The sequence below is a fragment of the Leisingera sp. ANG-Vp genome, assembly GCF_000813725.1.
In the GTDB taxonomy this organism is placed as follows: Bacteria; Pseudomonadota; Alphaproteobacteria; order Rhodobacterales; family Rhodobacteraceae; genus Leisingera.
Genome location: NZ_JWLD01000039.1, coordinates 1 through 23,702 on the forward strand (window position 1 = coordinate 1; position 23,702 = coordinate 23,702).

Consider the following 23,702-nt stretch of genomic DNA (forward strand, 5'->3'; position numbering starts at 1 on the left):
CTTCCCACTTGCCGTCGCCCCAGCGGGCAAAGTTGTAGGCGACGTCCTTGGCGGTCAGGGTGCCGCGGCCGTCGTTCCAGTTCACCCCGGGGCGGATGTGCAGCAGGTATTCGGTGGCGTCCGCGTTGACCTCCCAGCTCTCCAGCAGGCGCGGCTCAAAAGTGCCGTCGGCGTTGTATTGCACCAGGTACTCCAGGTAGCCGCGCACCAGGTTGCCAAGCTGCGGCCAGTTGAACAGCGGCGGGTCGAGGAGGGCGCGCACGACCTGCTGGATGCGGATGGTGCCGCCCGCTTGCGGGTTGGCGGCGGCCTGCACCGGCTGGCTGAGGCCGATCATCCCATAGGCGGCAGAGGCAGTGACGCCAAGCGCGGTCGCGCGCGACAGGAACTCGCGCCGGTCAAGTTTGCCCTGGGCGGCTTCTTCCGCATGCATGCGGACCGCGGGGTGGAGGGTTTCCCTGTTGTAGTACTTAGTCATCTTGTTTCCTTTGTTGCTGTTGTCAGCGCCGGAAAGGGTGCGGGCAGAAGTCATGGAGGATGGAACGGCAGCCCTGCCCGCTGGCCGCCGTTCCTGGGGAGATGCCTTATTCAGCAGGCTCCTGTGTCACGGTGGTGGCGACGCCTGCTTGTTCGCGGCGGCCGTCGTTGTAGATCGCTTTCACCAGGGCAGCGCATTGCAGCACCATCACCAGCGAGAAGGGCAGGGCGCCGATCACCATCGCGGTCTGGATCGCCTTGAGGCCGCCGACCAGCAGCAGAGCCGTCACCACCGAACCCAGGGCGACGCCCCAGAAGATGATATGCGGGCGGGCCTTGGGGCCTTCGTCGCCGGCGGCGTTGATGGTGTTGACGATCAGCACGGCGCTATCCGCGGTGGTCACCAGATAAGTCATCAGCAGGACCACGATCATCACCGACATCGCCCAGCCCAGCCAGGGCGACAGCATGTACTGCACCATGGCAAAGATCTTGTCGCCATCGGGTGCGGTGGCGATCTGGCCGCCGGCATTGCCGTTCAGCTCAAGGTCGATGGCGGTGCCGCCGGCCCAGGTGAACCAGACAAAGCACATCAAAGACGGCACGATCATGGCGCCCAGCACGAACTCGCGGATGGTGCGGCCCTTGGAGATGCGGGCTAGGAACAGGCCGACGAAAGGCGCGAATGCGATCCACCAGGCCCAGTAGAACACCGACCAGCCGCCCTGCCAGCCTTCCAGCTTGGAGGCGACGCTGTCGGGGTTGCCGTCACCGGTCCAGACGCGGAACATCATGTCGGGCATGGCGATCAGGTAGTCCCACAGGCCGACGAACAGCGCCTGCATGCCAAAGAAGGTGGAGCCGAACAGCAGGAAGAAGCCCAGCAGCGCGATGCTGAGCACCATGTTGATGTTGGAAAGCCACTTGATGCCCTTGCCGACACCCGAAAGCGCCGAAGCGGTGGAGGCCAGCATGATCACCAGAATGGCGACGATGACACCGGAGGTGTTGGCGGTGCCTGCCTCGTTGGTCAGGCCGGTGATGCCGATCCGGGTGAGGCCGGAGACAAACTGCTCAACCCCGAAACCCAGGGTCTGGGCCACGCCCAGGATGGTGGCAACCACGGCAACGATATCCACCACATGGCCGATGGAGCCTGACAGGCGGGCACCGAACAGCGGCGTCAGCGAGGAGCGCATGGTGAGCGGCAGCCCGCGGCGGTAGCTGAAGAACCCCAGCGCCAGCCCGGCAATTGCATAGCAGGCCCAGGCGCCCAGGCCCCAGTGCAGGAAGGACCATTTGTAGGCCATGCGGATATTGTCGGCTGTGCCGCCATTGGTCAGCCCCTGGATGACTTCCGGATTGTTGTTCCAGTGATAGATCGGTTCGGCCACGGCCCAGGTCAGCATGCCGACCCCGATGCCGGCCCCGAACATCATCGAGAACCAGGAGAAGTTGGAGAACTCCGGCTTATCGCCGTCCTGGCCCAGTTTCAGCCGGCCCGCAGTGGGCCACATCGCCAGCGCGACGCAGCACAGCACAAACAGCGCCACGGTCCAGATGTACCAGGCGCCGAAGGAGGCGAGGATGAAGCCGTTGATCGAATTCAGGATGGCGCCGGATTGCTCGGGGAAGGCGATGGCCCAGATCACCAGCCCGCCGATCAGCAGTTTGGAGGAAACGGTGACGATCTGGCTGAAGCCCCGGTAAAATCCGCTTTCGGATGTGCCGATCGGCAGATCCGTTAAAGGTGGTTTGATTGACATGTAATTTCCCTGTTTTCCCTGCTCTGCCGGTTGAAACCGCCGGGGCTGCGGTCTTAGCAGAACTTACGCAGGGCATTTTTTGTTATAAAAAATCGGCCTTTTGCAGTAGGCAATAATTTATGAGTGACATTAGCAGCCTTAATAGGAAGCTGAGCTATAACCTGGTTGCGCTGCATGCGTTCGACCTGGTGGCCCGGCATGGCAACTTTACCGGCGCGGCTGAGGCGCTGGGGCTGACGCAGTCGGCGGTTTCCCAGAAAATCAAAGGGTTGGAGACGGAATTGGGCATTGCCTTGTTCCGGCGTGAGCACCGCGGCGTGTCGCTGACCAACGAAGGGGTGCGGCTTCTGAACGTGGTGCGCCCGGCGATGACGCAAATGGGCAACTCGGTATCCGCGCTGATGGAGCGTAAATCGCGGCCAAGGGTGCGGATTTCCGCGGATTTTGCCTTTTGCAGTTTCTGGCTGCTGCCGCAGCTGTCGCATTTGCGGGCCGAGCTGGGCGACGAGATCGAGATCCAGATCCTGGCAGCGCAGGTGCCGCCGGAGGATTACGGCGAGGATTGCGACATCAAGATCCACGTGGCGCCGCGCAACAGCATGGTGAAGGGGGACGTCATGCTGCTGCAGGAGCGGGTTGCCGCGGTCTCCAGCCCGTCGTACCTGGCGGCGCATGGGGGGATCTCTAGCTCGGCTCAGCTGCTGGATGCGCAGCTTCTCAGCCTGTCGAAGCCGGCCTCGGCGGAATGGCAGACCTGGCAGGGATGGTTTGATGCGCTTGGTATTTCCGGCGAGCGGTCGCGGAACTACATCAGCTTCAACAACTACGACATGGTGGTGCAGTCGGCGGTCTCAGGGGACGGGATTGCCCTGGGCTGGCTGGGATTGATCGACCGGGTGCTGCAGAACGGCTCGCTGGTTCAGGTCACCGGCGATGTGGTCGGCAGCGACGCGGGCTACATCATGTCCCGCGACTATTCCAGCCAGCTGCGCGGGCCCAGCCTGGTGTTCGACTGGATCGCCGCGCATTCACCGGTGCCTGTGCTGCAGTAACACGGGGGGCTGCCGCTCCGGGCGCCGGTTGACGCAGCCGGTGGCCGCGGTATCTTGCCGCCATGACCGCTACCAGTTCCCATGCCCGCGCCCTTGCAGCCCTTGGCCACGATGCCCGGCTGGCAATCTTCCGGCTGCTTGTGAAGGCCGGAGAGGAGGGGCTGCGGGTCAGTGATATCGGCGCCCATCTGGGCATTGCCCCTTCGACCCTGGCGCACCACCTGTCGGCTCTGGTGGATGCAGGGCTGGTGCTGCAGGAGCGGCAGGGGCGCGAGGTCTTCAACCGCGCCAACTATCAGCAGATGCAGAGCGTGATCAGTTTCCTGACTTCGGAATGCTGCGAAGGTGTCAGCCTCAAAGGCAGCGAAGACGCGGCCTGAGGGCAAGTCTCAGGGCTACCAGCTGCGGCGGCCCAGCAGCGCGTGCAGCCGGTTCTGCGGCGCAAAGGCATCGACATCTGCGGGCTGCTCCAGCCGTGACAGCACGCGGCGCACCAGCATAAAGCCCAGGCCTGCAAAGATCATACCGCCAAAAGCCTGCCCCAGAAGCACCCCAGGCGCGCCGGCCAGATAGCCGCCCAGCACCGCCAGCGGCCAGGTGCCGAGCGTATGGCGGCCCCAGTTGATCCAGGTGGAATAGACCGGGTGGCCGAGGTTGTTGAAGCTGGCGTTCTCGACAAAAATCACCCCGTTGAAGAAGAGCATCAGCGCCAGCGGACCGCAGAACAGGTAGATCAGGCTGCGGGTTTCACCGGTCGCGGTGAACAGATCGGCAATCGGGGCGCGTAGGGCAAACAGCACTGCAGCCACCAGCAGGGTGTAGATCGCGGTAAAGGCGATGCCGGCCAGAAAGGCCTGGCGCACGCGCGGAAACAGCTGGGCGCCGAAATTCTGGCCGACGATGGGGCCGATGGCGCCGGAGAGGGCAAAGATCACCGAAAACGCCACCGGCATAAGCCGTCCGATTACTGCCATACCGGCCACCGCATCGGTGCCGAACTGGGCAATTTCGCGGATCACAATGGCACTGCCCACTGGCGTGGCCACATTGGTCAGCACCGCGGGAACCGCAATGGCGCGGATGGCGCGGATATCCCCGGCAATCTGCCGCAGAGACGGCCGCATGAAGCCCTGGTGCACGCGGATTGCAGGCCATAGGGCAGCAATCAGCATGCAGACCCGGGCCAGCACCGAGGCTATGGCGGCACCATCCAGCCCCAGCCCAACCCCAAAGATCAGGATCGGGTCCAGCACCGCATTCAAGCCACCGCCGTAAAGCGTCGCCAGCATCGCCCGCCGGGCATCGCCATGGGCGCGCAGCACCGCCATGGCGCTCATCCCCAGCGCCATCACCCACATCGTTGGCAGAATGATGGTGACATAGCGCGCTGCCAGCCGCAGCACCTCGCCTTCGGCGCCTAGCAGCGCCAGGACCGGATTGAGGTAAGACAGAACCAGAATTGGCACCAGCAGCCCGGTTAGCGCTCCGATCACGGCCACGCTCGAGGCGTTGCGGCGGGCATCATCCGGCTGTCCGGCGCCAAGCGCGCGGGCCACCAGCGAGCCCGCGGCGATCGACAGCCCGATATTGATGGAATTGGTAAAGAACAGCAGCGTGCCGGCATAGCCCACAGCCGCAGCCAAAGCGTCATTGCCCAGCATGGCAATGAACGCCATGTCGACAAAGTCGACCGCAAACATCGCCATCAGCCCGATGCTGGCCGTCAGCGACATGCGCGTGACATGCCCCATCAGGCTGCCGGTCAGAAAGACCGCTTTCTTCTCCGGCTGATCCGCCATCGTTGTTTCCTTCCGGTGTCTGAGCTCCGGGGCAGGAACCCGGGCCAGGGCGCAAGACATAACCGGATTTCCGGTTGTGTCTGTGAAGACTTTCACACAGCGGGGCCGGTGGCCAGAGGGTTAGTCTGCAAACAGGTAGTGTGTTTCGGCGATCTGCCTTGTCTTGTCCTCGGCCAGGCCAAGAAAGCCGCTGAGCTGGGCGGCATTTTCTTCGGGAGAGCTGCTTTCGCGCATCTGGAACAGCTGGCTGAAACCGGCATCGCGGATCCGGTCGGCTTCATGAACGATATCATTGCGGATCGTTGGCAGCAGCCGCTCCAGCGTTTGCTGAGAGGTGCGCTCACCCGCCAGACCGACACGGCGGGCGTGGCCGATCAGGTAGTCGTCGGTGAAATCGCATTCGATCTGCAGGAAACGGGTCGAGGAGCGGTCCGAATGGAAATCGTTCATCAGCTCGATAGCGCCCGGGTCCAGGCAGATGATCAGCTGGTCCGACTCGTAGTATTCGAACAGCATCCGCATCAGCGCCCGGCGGTGGCGGGTCCGCTTCATCAGCGCCGCCTGGATGCCGCCGAGGTCAGGCAGCGGGGTGTCCTCTTCGTTGAACAGATATTCGATGGCCGGGATATTCGTGACCTGGCGGATCTGCTCCAGCAGCCGTTTGGCGACGTGCCACTTCTTGCAGATTACAATCAGCAGCTCGCGCTCGCGGCCCAGAGTGCTTTCGGTCTCCCAGAACCTGGGCGCAAAACGGCGCCCGATGCGGCCGCGCTGGATCAGGAACTTGTAGAGGCTGCGGCCCTCGTTGGAGATCTGGAAGTCGACGCCCTGCGCCGCGTAAAGCCGCCCCAGCCGCGATTTCAGTTCCTTGGCCTCGGAGCTGATCTTGCGGGCAAACAGGAAGTCCTGGCTCAAGAGCAGGTCGTAGTGGTCGTTGTGGAAGTTCACCGGCATGCCGTAGTCGGTGAACATCAGGAAGGTGAGGGTGCGGGTCTCGATTTCCTTTTCCGGAATCAGATGGCGCACCAGCGTCTGAAAGAAGGTCTCATCCGGGATCCAGGTGGTGCGGAAGAACCGCATCACATCCTTTCGTTCGCGGATGAAATTCAGGATCCACTCCACGGTGCGGCGGCGCAGGCACCACCATTGGCTGCCGATCTGCACCTGGATGTCGGCCGGGATCTCGCGGGTGAGACCCAGGCGCTTTTGCACTTCGAACATTGCGTAAAAGCGTTTCTTCTGGGTGCGCTCGTTGAACCAGTGGCGGTAGATCAGCCGCTCTTCCTTCCAGCCGGTCTTGATCCAGTCGCTTTCGAAATAGTCGAAGCTCTCGATGAAGTCGCAGTCGTGCTCATCCAGGAACCGGTGGGCATATTCCGCCGTCTTCACCGCCATGCAGTCGCCCGACAGCATGTAGAAATGAGTGGCGCGGGGGAACTCCTCAGCAGCGGTCTGCAGGGCATAGATCGTGGCTTCGACCAGCGACCACTCGCCCCAGCCGCATTTGATCCGCTTGCGGGCAAAGGCGACATTGGGGTTGTCGGCCAGCTCGCTGCGGATCAGCTGATAGTCTTCGGCTGCCGCGCGCGCGTCAAAGTGAATCGACATGTAGTCGCCCGCAGCCGTCAGCCGTTCGGCCTGCTGGATGATCGCCTCGGGGTCTTTATGGCAGAGCAGAATATATGCGATTTTTGCCATAGTGCGGACGGACTGCCTTGTTTTGTCTGATTGTTTCCCTTGATAAGGGGCCTTTAGGCACGAATAAACCAGATAGTTCCCGTTTCGGTAAACATATGCGATGACTGCGGGTAACGGCGCATCAGAAAGAAGAGGGCAGCGGATGGGGTTCCCCGGCACCTGGATGACGGAAAGTGAAAGTGTGGTTTACCGGGTGGTGCCGAAATGCGCCTGCTCGACCATCGGGCAGATCCTCTATTTTTCCGACCACGGCGAATTCTTCGACGGCGACATCCACGATGCCAAGGGCGGCCTTCACAAATGGGCGCTGGAGCACAGCCAGGGTCCGATCACCCGCAATGTGCGCGGCCACCGGTCTTATGCCTTCACCTGCGTGCGCAACCCTTATACCCGCATTCTCTCGTCCTTCTTCGACAAGATCTGCGGCATCCAGCGCAACGGCCGCCGCTACCGCGGCAACCTGGTGCCTAAACTCGCCTATGAATACGGCATCGAGGTCGGCGGCGACGACGGCAAGCAGGAATTCGACCAGATCGCCAGCTTCCGCCGGTTTCTGCTGTTTGCGCGCGACACTATCCGCTGGCGCCGCCCGATGGATCCGGACATCCATTGGTCGGCAATGTCGGGGCATGTGTCGACCTTCATCCACAACGGCGGCCGCTACGACAGCATTTTCTGGACCGAGGCCTTCAACGACGGGATGCAGGGCGTGCTGGACGCGATCGAAACCCCGCATACCGTGGACCTGGCTGCGATTCCGCGGTTCAATGAAAGCGAAGGCCACGGCCCCAAGCGCGCGCATCCGGTCGAAGACTATTTCGACGACCTGTCGATGCATCTGGTTTACGAGATCTACAAGCGCGATTTCGAGCTGTTCAAATACGACTTCGAAAACCCGGGCAACAAGATGCCGCTGAGCGAGATCGACCTGGACGAGGTGCACGCGAAGCTAGGCGAATAAGGCAAGGCAGCTCTCCCGCGCCTTGCCGCCGCATCATAGATGCAGCGCCAAAAGCCTTGGGCCGGGCGCCGCTGACGCGGCGCAGGTGCGCCTGATGCGTATTCGCTCTGCTTCTTTCTGGATTCAAATACTCCCCGCCGGAGGCACGCCGCGCCTCAGCGCGGCGCCACGCCCAACGCCGCAAGGCGAACTGGCGGCAGCCAGTACGCTGCCGCGGGGGCGGGAGCGATTTTTCCAAAGCACGATTTCTGCTGAAAAGCGGTTCGGGGGCAGGGCTGCTCTGAACGCTCCTTTGCGATTGCAACGCACCTGAGGCTGCCTCAAGCGCAAGCGGCAGAGCGCAAAAGAAAACCCGCCGTGTGCGGCACGGCGGGTTCTGGAGCTTCGGGAGTATCGCGCTTCAGTCTTCGTCAGGCAGCGCGCGGACGGCGCCTTTGGCGGCTGAAGTGGCCAGCAGCGCATAGGCCTTCAGTGCCTTGGAAACCTTGCGCTTGCGCGGCTCGGCGGGTTTCCAGCCTTTTGCGTCCTGCTCCTCGCGGCGTGCTGCCAGCTCTTCGTCGGAGACCGCCAGATGGATCGAGCGGTTGGGGATGTCGATCTCGATCTTGTCGCCCTGGCGCACCAGGCCGATGGTGCCGCCCTCAGCTGCCTCAGGAGAGACATGGCCGATCGACAGGCCCGAGGTGCCGCCGGAGAAACGGCCGTCGGTCAAGAGGGCGCATTTCTTACCCAGGCCTTTGGACTTCAGATAGGAGGTCGGATACAGCATTTCCTGCATGCCCGGACCGCCGCGCGGGCCTTCATAGCGGATCACCACCACGTCACCCTCGGTCACTTTGCCAGTTAGGATGTCATTCACTGCCTGATCCTGGCTTTCGCAAACATAGGCTGTACCGGTGAAGGTCAGGTTGCTGGCGTCCACGCCTGCGGTTTTCACGATGCAGCCGTCCAGTGCGATATTGCCGAATAGCACCGCAAGGCCGCCGTCCTGGCTGAAAGCGTGCTCTTTCGAGCGGATCACACCGTTTTCACGGTCGTTGTCCAGCTCTTTGTAGCGGTTGGACTGGCTGAACGCCTGGGTGGTGCGCACGCCGCCCGGAGCTGCCTTGAACAGCTCTTCGGCCTCAGGGTTGTTGGCAACCTTGATGTCCCACTTGGCAATCGCTTCGCCCATGGTCGAGGAATGCACGGTGCTGCAGTGGTTGTGCAGCAGGCCTGCGCGGCTGAGTTCGCCAAGGATCGAGAAGATGCCGCCGGCGCGGTGGACGTCCTCCATGTGGACGTTGGCCGTGTTTGGCGCCACTTTGCACAGGCAGGGCACTTTGCGGCTCAGCGCGTCCATATGGGACATGTTGAAGTCCACCTCGCCCTCGTTGGCGATGGCCAGCAGGTGCAGAACGGTGTTGGTGGAGCCGCCCATGGCGATGTCCAGGCTCATAGCATTTTCGAACGCGTCAAAGGTCGCGATCTCGCGCGGCAGCAGGCCTTTTTCCTCATCGGCATAGTGGCGCTTGGTGATCTCGACGATCTTGCGGCCGGCTTCCAGGAACAGGCCCTTGCGGTCGGCATGGGTCGCCAGGGTCGAGCCGTTGCCCGGCAGCGCCAGGCCCAGGGCCTCGGCCAGGCAGTTCATCGAGTTTGCGGTGAACATGCCAGAACAGGAGCCGCAGGTGGGGCAGGCGTTTTCTTCGATGTGCTGAACCTGCTCATCGGTGAAATCGTCATTTGCAGCCGCGACCATGGCGTCGACCAGGTCGATCTTCTTCATGTCCAGGTCGGCGATGTCGATCTTGCCTGCTTCCATCGGGCCGCCGGAGACAAAGATCGCCGGGATGTTCAGGCGCATCGCGGCCATCAGCATGCCGGGAGTGATCTTGTCGCAGTTGGAGATGCAGACCATGGCGTCGGCGCAATGGGCGTTGACCATATATTCGACGCTGTCGGCGATCACTTCGCGCGAAGGCAGCGAATAGAGCATGCCGTCATGGCCCATGGCGATGCCGTCATCCACCGCGATGGTGTTGAATTCCTTGGCGACGCCGCCGGCGGCCTCGACCTCGCGGGCGACCATCTGGCCCAGGTCCTTGAGGTGCACGTGGCCGGGCACGAACTGGGTGAAGGAGTTGACGATGGCGATGATCGGCTTGCCGAAGTCATCGTCCTTCATGCCGGTTGCGCGCCACAGTCCGCGCGCGCCCGCCATATTGCGGCCATGGGTGGAGGTTCTGGATCGGTACATCGGCATCTGAGCGCTTCCCTTTGAATTTGACCCCAAACACACGATTTGCGCAATAAAGGCAACCTGCCGGGGCGTGGTTCGGTAATTTTGGCGCAGATTGCGCCGGAATTTGTTGGCGGTTTCTGTTTTGCGGCGGCTCTGTCAGGCGCGGGCCGGGGCGGCAGCGGGGGCCTTCAGCCAGTGATTCACCGCCAGCCCCAGCACCAGCGCCCAGAACGGCGCGCCGATTCCAAGAAAGCTGATGCCGGAGACCGTGACCATGAAGGTGATCAAAGCGGCTTCGCGCCCCTGCGGTTCTGCCAGCGCGGCAGACAGGCTGCTGCCGATGGTCGAGAGCAGGGCGAGGCCTGCGACGGTCGCGACCAGTGCCTTGGGTGCAATCAGGAACAGGCTGATCACTGTAGCACCGCCAAGGCCCACGAGAATGTAGACCACGCCGGTCATCACGCCCGCTAGATAGCGGGTCTTGGGGTTCTCGTCTGCCTCCGGGCCTGCGCAGATGGCAGCGGTGATGGCGGCGAGGTTGAAGGCAAAGCCGCCGAAGGGCGCCAGGACCAGCGAGGCCAGGCCGGTGACGGTGAGACTGGCAGAGACCGGTGTTTCATAGCCGCAGGCCTTCAGCGCCACTACGCCCGGCATGTTTTGCGAGGACATGGTGACGATATAGAGCGGCAGGCCGATGCCGACCAGCACCGGCAGCGAGAAGGCAGGCATGACGAACTCAGGCCGCGCCAGGGTCAGATCCAGCGCTTCCAGGCTGCCGAATGCTCCGGTGCCTGCGCACCAGGCGATGCCTGCTGCCAGCACTGCCGGGATGGCGAAGCGGGGGAGCAGCTTGCGGCCCAAGAGGAAGGTGAAGCCCATGATGGCGGCCAATGCAGTGTCCGTTTGCAGCGAGGCGAAGGCGGCCAGCACAAAGGGAAACAGGATGCCCGCGAGCATGGCGCTGGCGAGGCTGGCAGGGATCAGCCGCGACAGGGCGGCAAACCAGCCGGTGACCCCGGTGAGGGTTAGAAGGACAGCGCAGAACAGGAAGGCCCCGGTGGCCTCCGCCAGCGGCACCCCGTTGAGGCTGACCGCCAGAAGGGCTGCACCGGGGGTCGACCAGGCGGTCAGGATCGGCATCCGGTACATCAGCGACAGGATCAGGCAGGTGAGCCCCATGCCAAGCCCCAGCACCAGCATCCAGCTGTTGGCCTGGGACTGTGTTGCACCGACAGCTTCGATCGCCTGGAAGATGATGGCGACCGAGCCGGTATAACCAACCAGCACCGCGACGGCACCGGAGACGATATGCGAAAGCTTCAGATCCTTGAGCATGCGGGTTTTCCTCTGGCGCCGGATCGGGTAGGGGTTTTGTACGTTATAGCGCACACTACAATCCGTGCGTTATAACGCACAAGAGTTTTTTGCAGGACCATGGACAGGCAGCGGAAATGAGTGAAGACGGCATCACCCTGAATCTGCGGGAAATCCGCGCGGCGGCTGGGCTTAGCCTGTCCAAGGCAGCCGAGGCGACGGGTGTCAGCAAGGCGATGCTGGGACAGATCGAGCGCGGCGAATCAAGCCCGACGATTGCCACGCTGTGGAAGATCGCCAAAGGGTTCCACCTGCCGCTGACCGCCCTGCTGGGCGAGGCCGCGCGGCCGGTGAGCGCTGCCACCGGTGTTTACGAGACCGTTCAGTTTCCGGGCAGCATCGCGGTGAAGATTGTCTTTCCCTTTGATCCGCTCTTGGGGGCCGAAACCTTTCAGGTGACGCTGCAGCCCGGCCAAAGCCACCAGTCGCAGCCGCATGACACCGGCGTGACCGAGGAAGTCTATGTGCTGAATGGGTCCATGGAGGTATTGCGCAACGGTGAATGGGTGGCGCTGGAGCCGGGGCAGGGGCTGCGCTTTGCTGCCGACCAGCCGCATGGCTACCGCAGCGTGGAAACCGGGGCGTCCTTCCTCAACATGCATCACTACCGGCAGGCCATTCTGACGCAGCGGGACTGACCGCTGTCCCTTGTGTCTCCCTGGCGGGCCGCCTACCACTTGCCCAAGTCATTGAGTTTATGGGATTTGGAGCCGGAGATGGACACGCTGCGCGGAAGCCTTCTGATGGTGCTGGCCATGGCGGCTTTTGCGCTGGAAGACATGTTCATCAAATCCGCGGCCCTCACCCTGCCGGTGGGGCAGATCCTGATCCTTTTCGGCCTTGGCGGCATGGTCATCTTTGCTGCGATGGCGCGTGCGCAGGGTCACGCTCCCTGGCACCCGGGCTTTGGCACGCGCCCGATGCTGTGGCGCTCCTTGGCTGAGGTCGCGGGGCGGCTGTGCTACACGCTGGCGATTGCGCTGACGCCTTTGTCCTCCGCCTCGGCCATTCTGCAGGCAACGCCTCTGGTCGTGGCTGCGGGTGCCGTGGTGTTTTTTGGCGAGACCGTGGGCTGGCGGCGCTGGCTGGCGATTGGCTTGGGCTTCGCCGGGGTGCTGCTGATCCTGCGGCCGGGGGTGAGCGGGTTTGAACCTGCTTCGCTGTTCGCGGTTGCGGGCACGCTGGGGTTTGCGGGCCGGGATCTGGCCACGCGGGCCGCGCCCAAGGACATGAGCAACAATCAGCTAGGCTTCCTTGGCTTTGCCATGCTGGTGGTTGCCGGGGGGATCGCCTTGGGCTGGACTGGCGGCGCGGTCTGGCCTGCGCCGCGCAACTGGCTGGACATAGCCGCGGCCACGGTGATCGGTGTCATTGCCTATAACGCTTTGTCGGGCGCGATGCGGGCGGGGGAGATCTCGGTGATTGCACCCTTCCGCTATACGCGCCTGGTCTTTGCCATGGTGCTGGGGGTGCTGATTTTCGGCGAGCGTCCCGATGCGCTGACCCTGATCGGCAGCGCGGTCATCGTTGGCAGTGGCGTCTTTACACTGCTGCGCAGCCGTAAACCGTAACCCTGTCTTGCGCCCGCCGCCGCGCCGCCTTACATCTGCCGCCCATGGCCAAGAAGAAGCAGACATCAGACCCCAACTACAAGGTGATCGCCGAGAACCGGCGGGCGCGCTTCGATTATGCGATCGAGGACGATATCGAATGCGGTCTTGCACTGGAGGGGTCCGAGGTCAAAGCGCTGCGCGGCAATGGCACCAATATTGCGGATTCTTATGCTGCGGTGGAAAACGGCGAGCTGTGGCTGGTGAACTCCTACATTCCGCCGTACGAGCAGGCCAAAGTCTTCAAACATGAAGAGCGCCGCCGCCGCAAGCTTTTGGTGTCCAAGAAGGAATTGGCGGATCTGTGGAATCTGACCCAGCGCAAGGGCATGACCCTGGTGCCGCTGGTGATCTACTTCAACCATCGCGGCCGCGCCAAGATCAAACTCGGCATAGCCAAGGGCAAGAAGCTGCATGACAAGCGTGAAACCCAGGCCAAGCGCGACTGGGGGCGCCAGAAGCAGCGGCTGCTGAAGGACGCAAGGTAAGGAGAAGAGGGCGCTGCCCTCTTGGCCTGCGGCCAATTCACCCGGGGTATTTGAGACCAGAAAGAAGCAGGGGGGCTGCGCTTGCCGCAGGGTCTTGCCGTGGCGGCCATGGTTTCGAAATGGCTTGTTGTATTGCCTGATTTAATAAGTCAGATATTCGTCGCCCAGCAGATTCGCCTTTGAATCAAGCCCGGTCGGAGAGGACAGCCCGCCTGCTGTCCGGAATTCGGTATGGGAGACGCGGATGAGCGCCCGATTGTCTGAGGCCGCGCTGGCTGCGCATGGGTTTGATGGTTTTGAAAAGGGCCTGCTGCCGGTGCTGCGGCAGTTTTTTCTGAGTTATGAGCGGCCGGACAGCCAGGCCTGGCAGCACGCCTATGCGGTGGCCGCGGAGCGCTGGGGCGAGACGGTGGGCCTGCCTGTGGCACAGTCGCTGATGAAGCTGGCGCGGGCGGTGCTGGAAAGCCGGGAGGACAAGTTCCGGTTCATCGATTCCCTGGATATGGAGCAGCGCGGGATGGCGACCGGGGATGAAGCCGCGCTGCTGCGGATGCTGCATCACATGCGCCGGGATCAGACAGCGCAGGCGCGCGAGGCGGTTGCGGATGTGACTTGCGGGCTGATGGATCCGCATGTGATCCGGGCCGGGCTGGCCTTTGCCAGCCGGTTTTCTGCCGGGCAGGCGGCGGGGATGGGTGAAGCACCGCGGCTGCGGGTGGTGGCGTAGCGCCAAAGAATATGCCCGCGGGTCTGGCCGCGGGCATGGTGCTTTCAGGTCAGTAGGTTTGCTTGACGCTGCTGTATGCTCCGCGCAGGCGGACGGTGACTGTCACGTCGCTGCTGGTGCGGTTGCGCCAGAACCAGCCGTGGCTGCCGGTGAACTTTGCCTTCAGCACACCGGTTGCTCCTGGCACGCCGCGGCCTTTTTCATAAGAGATCGAATTGCCGCCGCCGTCGCCGTGCAGGTCGTAGTTCACCACGCCTTCGGAGACTGACCAGTCAAAGACCGCCTCCGCGTCCTTGTCCATCGCCAGTTTCCATTCAACGCCCTGGCCGGGGGTGAGGGTGAAGGAGAACTCATCCTGCCAGGCCGGGGCCCCCTGCGCCTGGGCGCTGGAGACGAACAGGCTCATGAAGCCGCCGGCAGGGGAGACAGCGGCCTGCTGATCGGCTTCGGCTTCCTCAGCCAGCTGATTCTTGATCTCGCCCATCTCGGTGAGGCCCAGCAGGCGGCCGATGCCGGTGGGGTCGATGGCGTATTCCGAAGGCAGCACCACGGTGACAAGGATCGCGGCGGCGGAGACTGCGGCGATCACGGTGGATTTCACCAGTTTTTCCGGGGTGGGCAGGTCTTCGGCTTTGGGTTTGTCTGCATTGTACATTGGTAAAGTCCTGTGATCAGAGGGAGAGGGCAAGGCCGGTCAGCTGATATCCCATCAGCACAAAACCGGCCGTCATCATCACAACGTTTGCGGTATAGGCATGGCGCCAGAAGCTGTCCGTGCGGCGCCACCAGCTCATCCCGATCAGGATGGCCGAGAGCGCCAGCACCTGGCCGATCTCGACGCCGATGTTGAAGGCCAGGAGGTTTGCCAGCAGCCCGTCGGAGGCGATGTCGTAGTCGAGGATCTTGGTTGCCAGCCCCAGCCCGTGGAAGAAGCCGAAGATCAGCGTCGCCGCCTTGGTATTGGGCTGCACCCCGAACCAGCGCTGGAAGGCGCCGAGGTTGTCGAGCGCCTTGTAAACCACCGACAGGCCGATGATGGCGTCGATCAGATAGGCGTTGACGTTCCAGCCGAACCAGACGCCCAGCAGCATCGTGGTGGAATGGCCAAGGGCAAACAGGCTTACATAGATGGCCACGTGGTTCATCTTGTAGAGGAAGAAGACCACGCCGAAGAGGAACAGGATATGGTCGTAGCCGGTGACCATATGCTTGGCGCCGAGATACATGAAGGGGATCAGCTTTACTCCCCAGATCTCCTGAATATAGCCGGCATCGCCGGGGGTGACGTTATGGGCAGCCGCCATCGTGGCGCTGAAGATCAGCGCCAGGGCCGCCACCAGGACAGGACCCCGGCGCGCATGGCGCTTGGGCCTGCCGAAAGGGGCAGAGTTCATGAAAATGCTCCGTTGGTTTGGATATGTTCTGAGGGTTTGTCAGGACATCCAGACGCGCGGAGGGTGCTCGATTGCGAACAGGGGGGGAGGGGCAAAGCCCGGGCCTGCCGCCTGATGACGGTCTGCTGCAGGGATCTGCAAATGCAGCCCGCCAAGGGCAGGTGTCAGGGCTGAGTTGTGATCGTGGTCGGCGGCGTCATGGCTGTGGCCGTGCTGGCTCCACAGCAGATCTGCTGCCTCGCCATGAGCGTGGCCGTGTTCGGCCGCCTGCTCGGCGATGCTTTGCTGGATCAGAGCCTGGCCCGGGTCATGGCGCAGCGGCACCTTCAGGCTCCAGGCAGCCACGGCAAGGCACAGCGCGATATTCAGCGCCACCAGCCATCTGCTTATACCTGCCCGCATTTACACTGCCCGGTTTGGTTGCTCTAGGCAGGACGTATCCTCTGGGGGAGGTTATCGTCAACCGCATTTACTGCGCAGCTTTGGCGCCGGCGCTGGTTCCTGCCTGCGGCGTTACTGTGTGCCGGCGATGTAAGCGGCGATTTTCTCTTTGCCGAGAAGGCGCTTGTGGCTGTCCAGATCCGGCCCTGCGAAGACGATGCGCAGGTTTTCGACATCGAGCAGCGGGCGGAGCGTTTCAGCCGGCAGGCCGATTACCCGCAGAATGGAGAGTTTTTTCAGGCCCCTCAACGGGGACAGGTCGGTGACGGCTGTACCCGAAATGCTGAAATCCCACAGCTCCTGCATGTCCCTCACTGCATCCAGGCTGGAAACGGCAGTATCGGTGACAGACAGTTCGCGCAGGTTTTTGCCCGCCAGCGGCGAGAGGCTGGTGATGGCGGTGCCTTTCAAAGTCAGTTTGCGCAGAGCCTCCAGGCCGGACAGCGGGGCGATGTCGCTTACGCCGGTGCCGTCCAGCTCCAGTTCTGTCAGGCTGATAGCGCCGGCAATCGGGCTCAGATCGGCGATGTCTGTGTCGGAAAGGATCAGGGTTTGCAGCAGCGGCTTGTTCTGCAGCCCCTCCAGGCTTTGCAGCCGGGTTCCGTCGGCGCGCAGCATCTCCAGCCGCTCCGAGGCCGCCAATGCGGCGACGCTTTCAACCGGGCAGTTGGAAATCCAGGCCACCCGCAGGTTGGCAGCCGCCAGCGGGCTCAGATCCGAGACCTGGGTGTTGAAGGCCAGAAAGATTTCCAGGCTCTCCAGGCCGTCCAGCGGGGTCAGGTCGGTGACCCCGGAATCGGCGATATTGAGGCTTTGCAGCCGGGTGAAGCCGTGCAGAAAGCCGAGGTCGGTGACCTCTTCGATGCCCCAGACCGACAGGTGCTCCAGTCCGGTCAGGCTGGCCAGCGGCGAAAAATCAGGGGCGCTGACAGAATCAAGGCTCAGCCGCTTCAGCTCCGGCAGCCGGGTGAGCGGTGCCAGATCCGGGGCGTGAATGCTCACCAGTGCCAGCCTTTCCAGGTTGGGCAGGGCGGCAAGCGGAGCAAGGTCCAGCGGTTCCTCGTAGCGCAAATCGGCCAGCAGCGTGAGTTCGGTAAGCTGGCGGAACTGCGCTATCTCCTGCAAGTCCGGAGTGTGCTCTCCGATCCGGATCTTTGCCTTTAAATCATTGTTATCGATACATGTTTCCCCAATCTCCACGCAATCTGCCAGTGCCGCTTGCGGTAGCATCAGTCCGCTGGCTGTCAGAAGGGCTGCAAGGAAATGACGGAGACGGGGCATGCAATAAACCTTTGCGGGAACGTGCTGAAACGGTGACCCTTGTTATTACCGCTCCGCAAAAGGCCCGCAAGATTTTTGTAACCGCAGGTAGAGGGCCGCGATACCTTGCACCGCTGTGCTGCCGGATGTACCCATGGCGCATGCACAGAGAGGGAGAAGCTTTGATGCAGGACGATCCGAAGACACTCGTTTCCACAGACTGGCTGGCCGCCCATCTGAAGGACCCGGATCTTCGGGTGCTGGATGCGTCATGGTATCTGCCGCAGCAAGGCCGGGACGCCAAGGCGGAGTATGAGGCCGCCCATATCCCCGGCGCGCGCTTCTTTGACATTGACGATATTTCCGACAACCGCTCGGACCTGCCGCATATGGTGCCGCCAGTTGAGAAATTCATGTCCCGCCTGCGGGCGATGGGTGTGGGCGACGGCCACCAAGTGGTGGTTTATGACGGTGCCGGCCTGTTCTCGGCGGCTCGCGTCTGGTGGCTGTTCCGGCTGATGGGGCAGACCAACATTGCGGTGCTGGACGGAGGCTTCCCCAAGTGGCAGGCCGAAGGCCACCCGGTTGAGGACCTGCCGCCGGTGATCCGCGACCGCCATATGACGGTGCGGGTGCAAAACCACATGGTGCGCGACGTGACCCAGGTCTCTGCCGCCGCCAAGCTGGGCGACCATGAGATTATCGACGCCCGCTCTGCCGAACGCTACCGCGGCGATGCGCCGGAGCCGCGCGAGGGCCTGCGCGCAGGCCATATCCCAGGCTCCAAGAATGTGCCCTTTGGCCAGGTGCTGAATGCGGACGGCACCATGAAGGATGCCGAGGGCATCCGCGCCGCCTTCGAGGCCGCCGGCGTCGATCTGAACAAACCTGCAATTACTTCCTGCGGCTCGGGTGTCACCGCCGCCATCCTCAGCCTCGCCATGGAGCGGGCCGGCAAGTCCGACCATGCGCTTTATGACGGGTCCTGGGTGGAATGGGGTGCCTTCCCGACCCTTCCCGTTGCTACCGGAGAGAACTGATGTTCGAGACCCTGAAACCCCAGCCCGCCGACAAGATCCTGGCGCTGATGCAGATGTTCCGCGACGACCCGCGCGCGGACAAGATCGACCTTGGCGTCGGCGTCTACAAGAACGCCGAAGGCGTCACCCCGGTGATGCGCGCTATCAAGGCGGCTGAGCACAAGCTGTGGGAAGAGCAGACCAGCAAGGCCTATGTCGGCCTGGCAGGCGATCCGGCCTATGGCGACGCTATGATCAAGCTGATCCTGGGCGATGCGGTTGCCCGTGGCAATATCGCCGCTGCGGCCACTCCCGGCGGCACCGGCGCTGTGCGCCAGGCGTTTGAGCTGATCAAGATGGCCAACCCCTTAGCCCGGGTGTTTGTGTCGGACCCGACCTGGCCGAACCATGTGTCTATCCTGAAATACGTCGGCATTGAAACCGTGGTCTACCGCTACTTCGACCGCGAGACCCGCGGTGTGAACTTCGATGCCATGATGGAAGACCTGAAGGGTGCGAACAAAGGCGACGTGGTTCTGCTGCACGGCTGCTGCCACAACCCGACCGGCGCCAATCTGAACGAGGTGCAGTGGAAAGAAGTCATCGCGCTGCTGAACGAGCGCGGCCTGATCCCGATGATCGACATCGCCTATCAGGGCTTTGGCGACGGTCTGGAAGAGGATGCGCTGGGCGTGCGCCTGGTTGCCTCCAACTGCCCCGAGACGCTGATTGCCGCCAGCTGTTCCAAGAACTTCGGCATCTACCGCGAGCGCACCGGCCTCTTGATGGCGGTCTCCAATGATGCGGGCGCGCAAGCGCTGAACCAGGGCACCCTGGCGTTCCTGAACCGTCAGAACTATTCCTTCCCGCCGGACCATGGCGCGCGACTGGTGACCATGATCCTGAACGACGACGCCCTGCGCGCCGATTGGGCGGCCGAGCTGGAGGAAACCCGCCTCGGCATGCTGGGCCTGCGCCAGCAACTGGCGGATGAACTGCAGCGTCTGACCGGCTCGGACCGCTTTGGCTTCATCGCCCAGCACCGCGGCATGTTCTCGCTCCTGGGCACCACGCCAGAGCTTGTCGAGAAGATGCGCGCGGACAATGGTATCTACATGGTCGGCGACAGCCGCCTGAACATTGCGGGCCTCAACGCTCAGACCGTGCCGATCCTGGCCAAGGCGATTGTCGACGCCGGCGTCTGAGCCTGAAGCAGAGTGAATTTCTGGAACGCGCCCCTTTGCGGGCGCGTTTTTTGTTTCCGGAGCAAGCGGAAGGGGAGAGGGGGAGCTCCCGCGCCTGGCTGCGTGCCTTGGCTGCGCCAAGACCCTTGCAGGCTTGGGCGTGGCACCGCTGCCGCGGTGCGGATGGCTGTTGAGACGCCTCTGGACCGCGGGAAAGAAAATCTCCTGCTTGACGTTTGGTCACCTGAAACCCGGCGACGGAAGAGCCGGGAACCCGCGTTTGTGCTTGCGGAAGTCACGAGTAACACAGCCTAGGAGACCTGAAATGACCCTCGCAAAATCCGCGCTTGCCCTGATCCTTTCCGCCGCCGTTGCCCTGCCGCTGGCCGCCCCCGCCTTTGCTGCCAATGGCGAAGTGATCGACCGGGTGGAAAACCGCGCGGACCGCCGTGAGAACCGCCGCGACGAGGCCGTGGACACCGGCGTGTGGGATGTGGTGGAGGACCACCTGGACCGCGCCGAGGACCGCCGCGACTACCGCGACCAGAAGGCGCCCAAGGTTATTGTTGTCCCGCAGGGCTGAGGCCGGGGCTCGCGCCGCGCCAGCGGCGCTTGGCCCAACAGGCGGAGATCATCTTTGATGATCGATCAACTGGCGGGAGCCTCCCGCTCTAACGAAATGCGGCGCCCGGATGGGGCGCCGCTGTCTGTTTTGGTACTGCGGTTCAGCTCGGCGAGAACTCGGGATAGGCCTCCATACCCAGCTCCGCCATGTCGAGCCCGTTGACCTCGTCGTCTTCTTCGACCCGGATACCGGTGGTGGCACGCAGGGCAACCCAGACCACGGCAGAAGCTGCGACGGTGAAGACACCCACCACGGCGATGCCGGTCAGCTGCTTCAGCAGGGTGGCGTCCGGGTTCGAGAGCACCACGGCAACAGTGCCCCAGATGCCGCAGAAGAGGTGAACCGGAATGGCGCCGACCACGTCGTCGATCTGCAGCTTGTCGAGGAACGGCACCGCAAAGACCACGATCACGCCGCCGATGGCACCGATCAGGGTGGCCAGGCCCAGGCCAGGGGTCAGCGGTTCGGCAGTGATCGCGACCAGGCCGGCCAGCGCGCCGTTCAGGATCATGGTGAGGTCCGGTTTCTTGAACAGAAGCTGGGTCAGGACCAGAGCTGCGACTGCGCCGCCGGCCGCGGCTGCATTGGTATTGGCAAAGATGCGCGAGATATCGGCCACATCACCCACCGAGCCCATTGCCAGCTGCGAGCCGCCGTTGAAGCCGAACCAGCCCATCCACAGGATGAAAGTGCCAAGCGTCGCCAGAGCCAGGTTGGAGCCGGGCATCGGAATGGTCTTGCCGTCCTTGTACTTGCCGATGCGCGGACCCAGGATCAGCGCGCCGGTCAGCGCCGCCCAGCCGCCCACGGAATGCACCACGGTGGAGCCTGCGAAATCCAGAAAACCCATCTCTTCCAGGAAGCCGCCGCCCCATTTCCAGCTGGCCTGGATCGGGTAGATCACCGAAGTCAGCACGATGGTGAAAATCAGGAAGGGCCACAGCTTGATGCGCTCGGCCAGGGTGCCGGAGACGATCGAGGCGGTGGCAGCGCAGAACATCAGCTGAAAGAAGAAATCCGAGCCGGTGGAGGCGTAGGAATAGTCATCCGCGCCTTCTGCGGAGATCCCGACAGCCTCCAGCACTCCGGGGCCAAAGACGCCGGACAGGATGCCGTCCATCGACCAATTGCCCAGCGGATACATGAGGTTATAGCCGATCAGCCAGTAGAACACGGCGGCCAGCGAGAACAGCGCCATGTTCTTGGTGAGCTGCATGGTGACGTTCTTGGAACGCACCAGGCCCGCCTCCAGCATGGCAAAGCCTGCGGCCATCCAGAACACCAGGAAGCCGCCCACCAGGAACAGGAGCGAGTTCAGGATGAACACGGTGTCGGTCGAAGGATTTACACCGGGGGCAGGGCCGTCCTGGGCCAGCGCCAGGCCCGGCAGCGCGGCCAGGGCCAGCGCCATGAGGGGGAGTTTCAGGGTCTTCATAGGTCTTTCCTCCATGCCGGGCGCCGTCACAGCGCCTCGAGATTGGTTTCGCCGGTGCGCACCCGCACGGCCTGTTCCACATCCAGAACAAAAATCTTGCCGTCGCCGATCTTGCCGGTGCGGGCGGTTTCAGAGATGACGCTGACGGCCTGTTCGGCGAGGTCCGCAGGCACCACCAGCTCCAGCTTCAGTTTCGGGACGAAATTCACTTCGTATTCGGCTCCGCGGTAGATTTCCGTGTGGCCTGCCTGGGCGCCAAAGCCCTTGATTTCGGTGACCATCAGCCCGCTTACGCCCAGGGAAGTCAGCGCCTGGCGGACCTCGTCCAGCTTGAAGGGTTTGATGGCAGCAATGATCATTTTCATATGTGCACCTTCCGGTTTCGCGCTGCTCCGGCCCCGTGCCGACGCATTGTGCACCTGCAGCAGAACCGCTCCCTTGAGTCGTGCAAACGCTAAGGCAGCAGGAATCCGCGCGTCTTTCTGCGGGCGCACAATAATTTTGCGCCTTTGGGCGGCTTCGCTTAAAAACCGGCCAGCTGGCAAAGGGGAAAGGTCCGGATTCTGCCCCCTCTACAAACCGCGGCAGGCAGAGTATTGTCGCGGCAAACGGGCAAACCGGGCAGGAACAAACGATGGCACAAGGATCCGGGCGCAAGCCTCTGGTGGCAGAAAAACGTTATTCTTCGAGCGGCAAGGGCAAGCCTGCTGCCAAGAAACCTGCCCGCAAGAAACCCGCACGCAAGAGCAAACCCAAAAAGCCGGGCCTGTTCGGCCTGTTTGCCCGCAAGAAGGCACGCGCCAGGCCCGTGCGAAAAAAACGCGGGCTGATCGGCCTGCTGCTGGCGCCCTTCACATTTGCCTTCCGGCTGGCCTGGGGCTTTACCTGGCGCGTCGGCATGGTGGTCTGCCTGCTGGTCGGGCTGGCGGTGGCTTTTCAGTATGCCAAGCTGCCGGAGGTTTCGGCCTATCTGGACGGGCGGGCCCGCGGTTCGGTCACTCTTCTGGACCGCAGCGGCGAAGTCTTTGCCTGGCGCGGCGACCAGTTCGGCGGGGTGGTGACGGCGGATACCGTTTCACCGCATCTGAAGAACGCCATTGTCGCCACCGAAGACAAACGCTTCTACCGCCATTTCGGCCTGTCGCCGCGCGGCATCGCCAGCGCGGTGCGCATCAACCTGCGCGAGGGCCGAGGGCCGCTGTCGGGCCACGGCGGCTCCACTATCACCCAGCAGGCGGCGAAACTTCTGTGCCTGGGCCGGGTCTATGACCCGTCCGAGTGGAAAAGCGAAAGCGCCTATGAGGCCGACTGCCGCAAGGGCTCGCTGTGGCGCAAGGGCACCGAGGCGATCTTTGCCCTGGCAATGGAAGCCAAGTACAGCAAGGACGAGATCCTCTCGATCTACATGAACCGTGCCTATATGGGCGGTGGAGCCTATGGTGCCGAGGCGGCGGCGCAGCGTTATTTCGGCAAATCGGCAAACCAGCTGAACCCTGCGCAAGGCGCGATGCTGGCAGGGCTCCTGACGGCGCCTTCGACTCTGGCGCCGACCAACAACCTGCAGCGCTCGCAGGACCGCGCCGCCACGGTGCTGCGGCTGATGCAGGAGCAGGGGTATCTCACCACCGCCGAAATGAAGCAGAACCAGGACAACCCGGCGGTGCTGAGCGAGGCGGCTGCGGCGCGGGCAGGGGGCTATTTTGCCGACTGGGTGATGGACACGATCCCGGACTTCCTGGGCGATCAGACCACAGAGGATGTGGTGATCCGCACCACCCTGGACCAGCGGCTGCAGGCGGCGGCCGAGGAAGCTCTGAAACACATCTTTGACACCAAGGTGAGCAAAAGCTCCAAGGCGCAGGCCGCGATTGTGGTGATGAGCGCCGACGGCGCGGTGCGCGCCATGGTGGGCGGGCGCAAGACCCGGGTCTCCGGTGTATTCAACCGCGCGACGCAAGCCAAGCGGCAGACCGGATCGGCGTTCAAGCCCTTTGTCTATGCCACGGCGCTGGAGCTGGGCTATTCGCCGCTCGACCGGGTGCTGGACGCAAAATACTGCCTGAACATCCCTGGCTCCGGCCAATGGTGCCCGGAGAACTACACCCGCAAGTTTTACGGCGAGGTGAGCCTGACCCGGGCCTTGCGGGACTCGCTGAACGTGCCGGCGG

The 23,702-nt window shown here is 63.0% G+C and carries 23 protein-coding genes; 11 read left to right on the forward strand and 12 right to left on the reverse strand.

Features of this window, described 5'->3' with window-relative positions; genetic code table 11:
• Both RA20_RS13470 and RA20_RS13475 read right to left on the reverse strand, forming a co-directional pair.
• Positions 1-478: ABC transporter substrate-binding protein (locus RA20_RS13470; RefSeq protein WP_241482258.1), on the reverse strand; the 478-nt coding region annotated here is incomplete at its 3' end.
• A gap of 106 nt (positions 479-584) precedes the next feature.
• The gene (locus RA20_RS13475) at positions 585-2,243 is read right to left on the reverse strand and encodes a BCCT family transporter (RefSeq protein ID WP_039129626.1); all 1,659 of its coding nucleotides are present in this window, start codon (positions 2,241-2,243) and stop codon (positions 585-587) included.
• A gap of 119 nt (positions 2,244-2,362) precedes the next feature.
• Here RA20_RS13475 and RA20_RS13480 point away from each other — a divergent pair, with 119 nt between their 5' ends.
• Positions 2,363-3,295, forward strand: a complete 933-nt coding sequence (locus RA20_RS13480; protein ID WP_052249000.1) for a LysR family transcriptional regulator — start codon at positions 2,363-2,365, stop codon at positions 3,293-3,295.
• Between the two features lie 62 nt (positions 3,296-3,357).
• On the forward strand, positions 3,358-3,675 hold the full coding sequence (locus tag RA20_RS13485; protein ID WP_039129628.1) for an ArsR/SmtB family transcription factor: 318 nt from the start codon (positions 3,358-3,360) through the stop codon (positions 3,673-3,675).
• Positions 3,676-3,690: 15 nt separating this feature from the next.
• Here the strand turns inward: RA20_RS13485 and RA20_RS13490 are convergent, their stop codons facing one another.
• Both RA20_RS13490 and RA20_RS13495 read right to left on the reverse strand, forming a co-directional pair.
• The gene (locus RA20_RS13490) at positions 3,691-5,094 is read right to left on the reverse strand and encodes an MATE family efflux transporter (protein ID WP_039129631.1); all 1,404 of its coding nucleotides are present in this window, start codon (positions 5,092-5,094) and stop codon (positions 3,691-3,693) included.
• A 120-nt stretch (positions 5,095-5,214) separates the two neighbouring features.
• A complete protein-coding gene (locus RA20_RS13495; RefSeq protein ID WP_039129634.1) occupies positions 5,215-6,792 on the reverse strand; it encodes a DUF5928 domain-containing protein in 1,578 nt (525 codons plus the stop codon).
• Between the two features lie 142 nt (positions 6,793-6,934).
• On the opposite strand from RA20_RS13495, the gene RA20_RS13500 reads away from it, so the two are divergent.
• Complete coding sequence (locus RA20_RS13500) at positions 6,935-7,753, forward strand: sulfotransferase family protein (protein ID WP_039129636.1); 819 nt, start codon at positions 6,935-6,937, stop codon at positions 7,751-7,753.
• A gap of 400 nt (positions 7,754-8,153) precedes the next feature.
• Here RA20_RS13500 and ilvD read toward each other — a convergent pair whose 3' ends face one another.
• Both ilvD and RA20_RS13510 read right to left on the reverse strand, forming a co-directional pair.
• Positions 8,154-9,998 carry a dihydroxy-acid dehydratase gene (gene ilvD, locus RA20_RS13505; RefSeq protein WP_039129638.1) on the reverse strand — a complete coding sequence of 615 codons (1,845 nt, stop codon included), beginning with the start codon at positions 9,996-9,998 and terminating at the stop codon, positions 8,154-8,156.
• Positions 9,999-10,133: 135 nt separating this feature from the next.
• Positions 10,134-11,312: a benzoate/H(+) symporter BenE family transporter gene (locus RA20_RS13510; RefSeq protein WP_039129641.1), complete on the reverse strand. Its 1,179-nt coding sequence runs from the start codon at positions 11,310-11,312 to the stop codon at positions 10,134-10,136.
• Between the two features lie 116 nt (positions 11,313-11,428).
• On the opposite strand from RA20_RS13510, the gene RA20_RS13515 reads away from it, so the two are divergent.
• The 4 genes from RA20_RS13515 (at position 11,429) to RA20_RS13530 (ending at position 14,176) form a co-directional block, all read left to right on the forward strand.
• On the forward strand, positions 11,429-11,989 hold the full coding sequence (locus RA20_RS13515) for a helix-turn-helix domain-containing protein (protein ID WP_039129644.1): 561 nt from the start codon (positions 11,429-11,431) through the stop codon (positions 11,987-11,989).
• A 78-nt stretch (positions 11,990-12,067) separates the two neighbouring features.
• The gene (locus RA20_RS13520; protein ID WP_039129646.1) at positions 12,068-12,922 is read left to right on the forward strand and encodes a DMT family transporter; all 855 of its coding nucleotides are present in this window, start codon (positions 12,068-12,070) and stop codon (positions 12,920-12,922) included.
• Between the two features lie 44 nt (positions 12,923-12,966).
• Positions 12,967-13,449, forward strand: coding sequence for an SsrA-binding protein SmpB (gene smpB, locus RA20_RS13525; RefSeq protein ID WP_039129649.1), 483 nt, complete (start codon positions 12,967-12,969; stop codon positions 13,447-13,449).
• Between the two features lie 244 nt (positions 13,450-13,693).
• On the forward strand, positions 13,694-14,176 hold the full coding sequence (locus RA20_RS13530; RefSeq protein WP_039129652.1) for a hypothetical protein: 483 nt from the start codon (positions 13,694-13,696) through the stop codon (positions 14,174-14,176).
• Between the two features lie 49 nt (positions 14,177-14,225).
• Here RA20_RS13530 and RA20_RS13535 read toward each other — a convergent pair whose 3' ends face one another.
• From RA20_RS13535 to RA20_RS13550, 4 genes are all read right to left on the reverse strand, one after another.
• On the reverse strand, positions 14,226-14,831 hold the full coding sequence (locus RA20_RS13535) for a hypothetical protein (RefSeq protein ID WP_039129655.1): 606 nt from the start codon (positions 14,829-14,831) through the stop codon (positions 14,226-14,228).
• A 16-nt stretch (positions 14,832-14,847) separates the two neighbouring features.
• Positions 14,848-15,570: a HupE/UreJ family protein gene (locus RA20_RS13540; protein WP_039129657.1), complete on the reverse strand. Its 723-nt coding sequence runs from the start codon at positions 15,568-15,570 to the stop codon at positions 14,848-14,850.
• Positions 15,571-15,609: 39 nt separating this feature from the next.
• Positions 15,610-15,945 (reverse strand): hypothetical protein, encoded by a 336-nt coding sequence (locus RA20_RS13545; RefSeq protein WP_052249001.1) that lies wholly within the window; start codon positions 15,943-15,945, stop codon positions 15,610-15,612.
• Positions 15,946-16,083: 138 nt separating this feature from the next.
• Complete coding sequence (locus RA20_RS13550) at positions 16,084-17,292, reverse strand: leucine-rich repeat domain-containing protein (RefSeq protein ID WP_241482259.1); 1,209 nt, start codon at positions 17,290-17,292, stop codon at positions 16,084-16,086.
• Between the two features lie 164 nt (positions 17,293-17,456).
• Here RA20_RS13550 and sseA point away from each other — a divergent pair, with 164 nt between their 5' ends.
• From sseA to RA20_RS13565, 3 genes are all read left to right on the forward strand, one after another.
• A complete protein-coding gene (sseA, locus tag RA20_RS13555) occupies positions 17,457-18,311 on the forward strand; it encodes a 3-mercaptopyruvate sulfurtransferase (RefSeq protein WP_039129659.1) in 855 nt (284 codons plus the stop codon).
• A complete protein-coding gene (locus tag RA20_RS13560; protein ID WP_039129661.1) occupies positions 18,311-19,495 on the forward strand; it encodes an amino acid aminotransferase in 1,185 nt (394 codons plus the stop codon). The genes sseA and RA20_RS13560 overlap by 1 nt, the downstream gene beginning before the upstream one ends.
• A gap of 304 nt (positions 19,496-19,799) precedes the next feature.
• Complete coding sequence (locus tag RA20_RS13565; protein ID WP_039129664.1) at positions 19,800-20,057, forward strand: hypothetical protein; 258 nt, start codon at positions 19,800-19,802, stop codon at positions 20,055-20,057.
• 142 nt (positions 20,058-20,199) lie between these two features.
• Here RA20_RS13565 and RA20_RS13570 read toward each other — a convergent pair whose 3' ends face one another.
• Both RA20_RS13570 and RA20_RS13575 read right to left on the reverse strand, forming a co-directional pair.
• On the reverse strand, positions 20,200-21,534 hold the full coding sequence (locus tag RA20_RS13570; protein ID WP_039129666.1) for an ammonium transporter: 1,335 nt from the start codon (positions 21,532-21,534) through the stop codon (positions 20,200-20,202).
• A 26-nt stretch (positions 21,535-21,560) separates the two neighbouring features.
• Positions 21,561-21,899 carry a P-II family nitrogen regulator gene (locus RA20_RS13575; protein WP_039129668.1) on the reverse strand — a complete coding sequence of 113 codons (339 nt, stop codon included), beginning with the start codon at positions 21,897-21,899 and terminating at the stop codon, positions 21,561-21,563.
• Between the two features lie 269 nt (positions 21,900-22,168).
• On the opposite strand from RA20_RS13575, the gene RA20_RS13580 reads away from it, so the two are divergent.
• The coding region (locus RA20_RS13580; RefSeq protein ID WP_039129671.1) for a transglycosylase domain-containing protein at positions 22,169-23,702 on the forward strand (1,534 nt) is incomplete at its 3' end.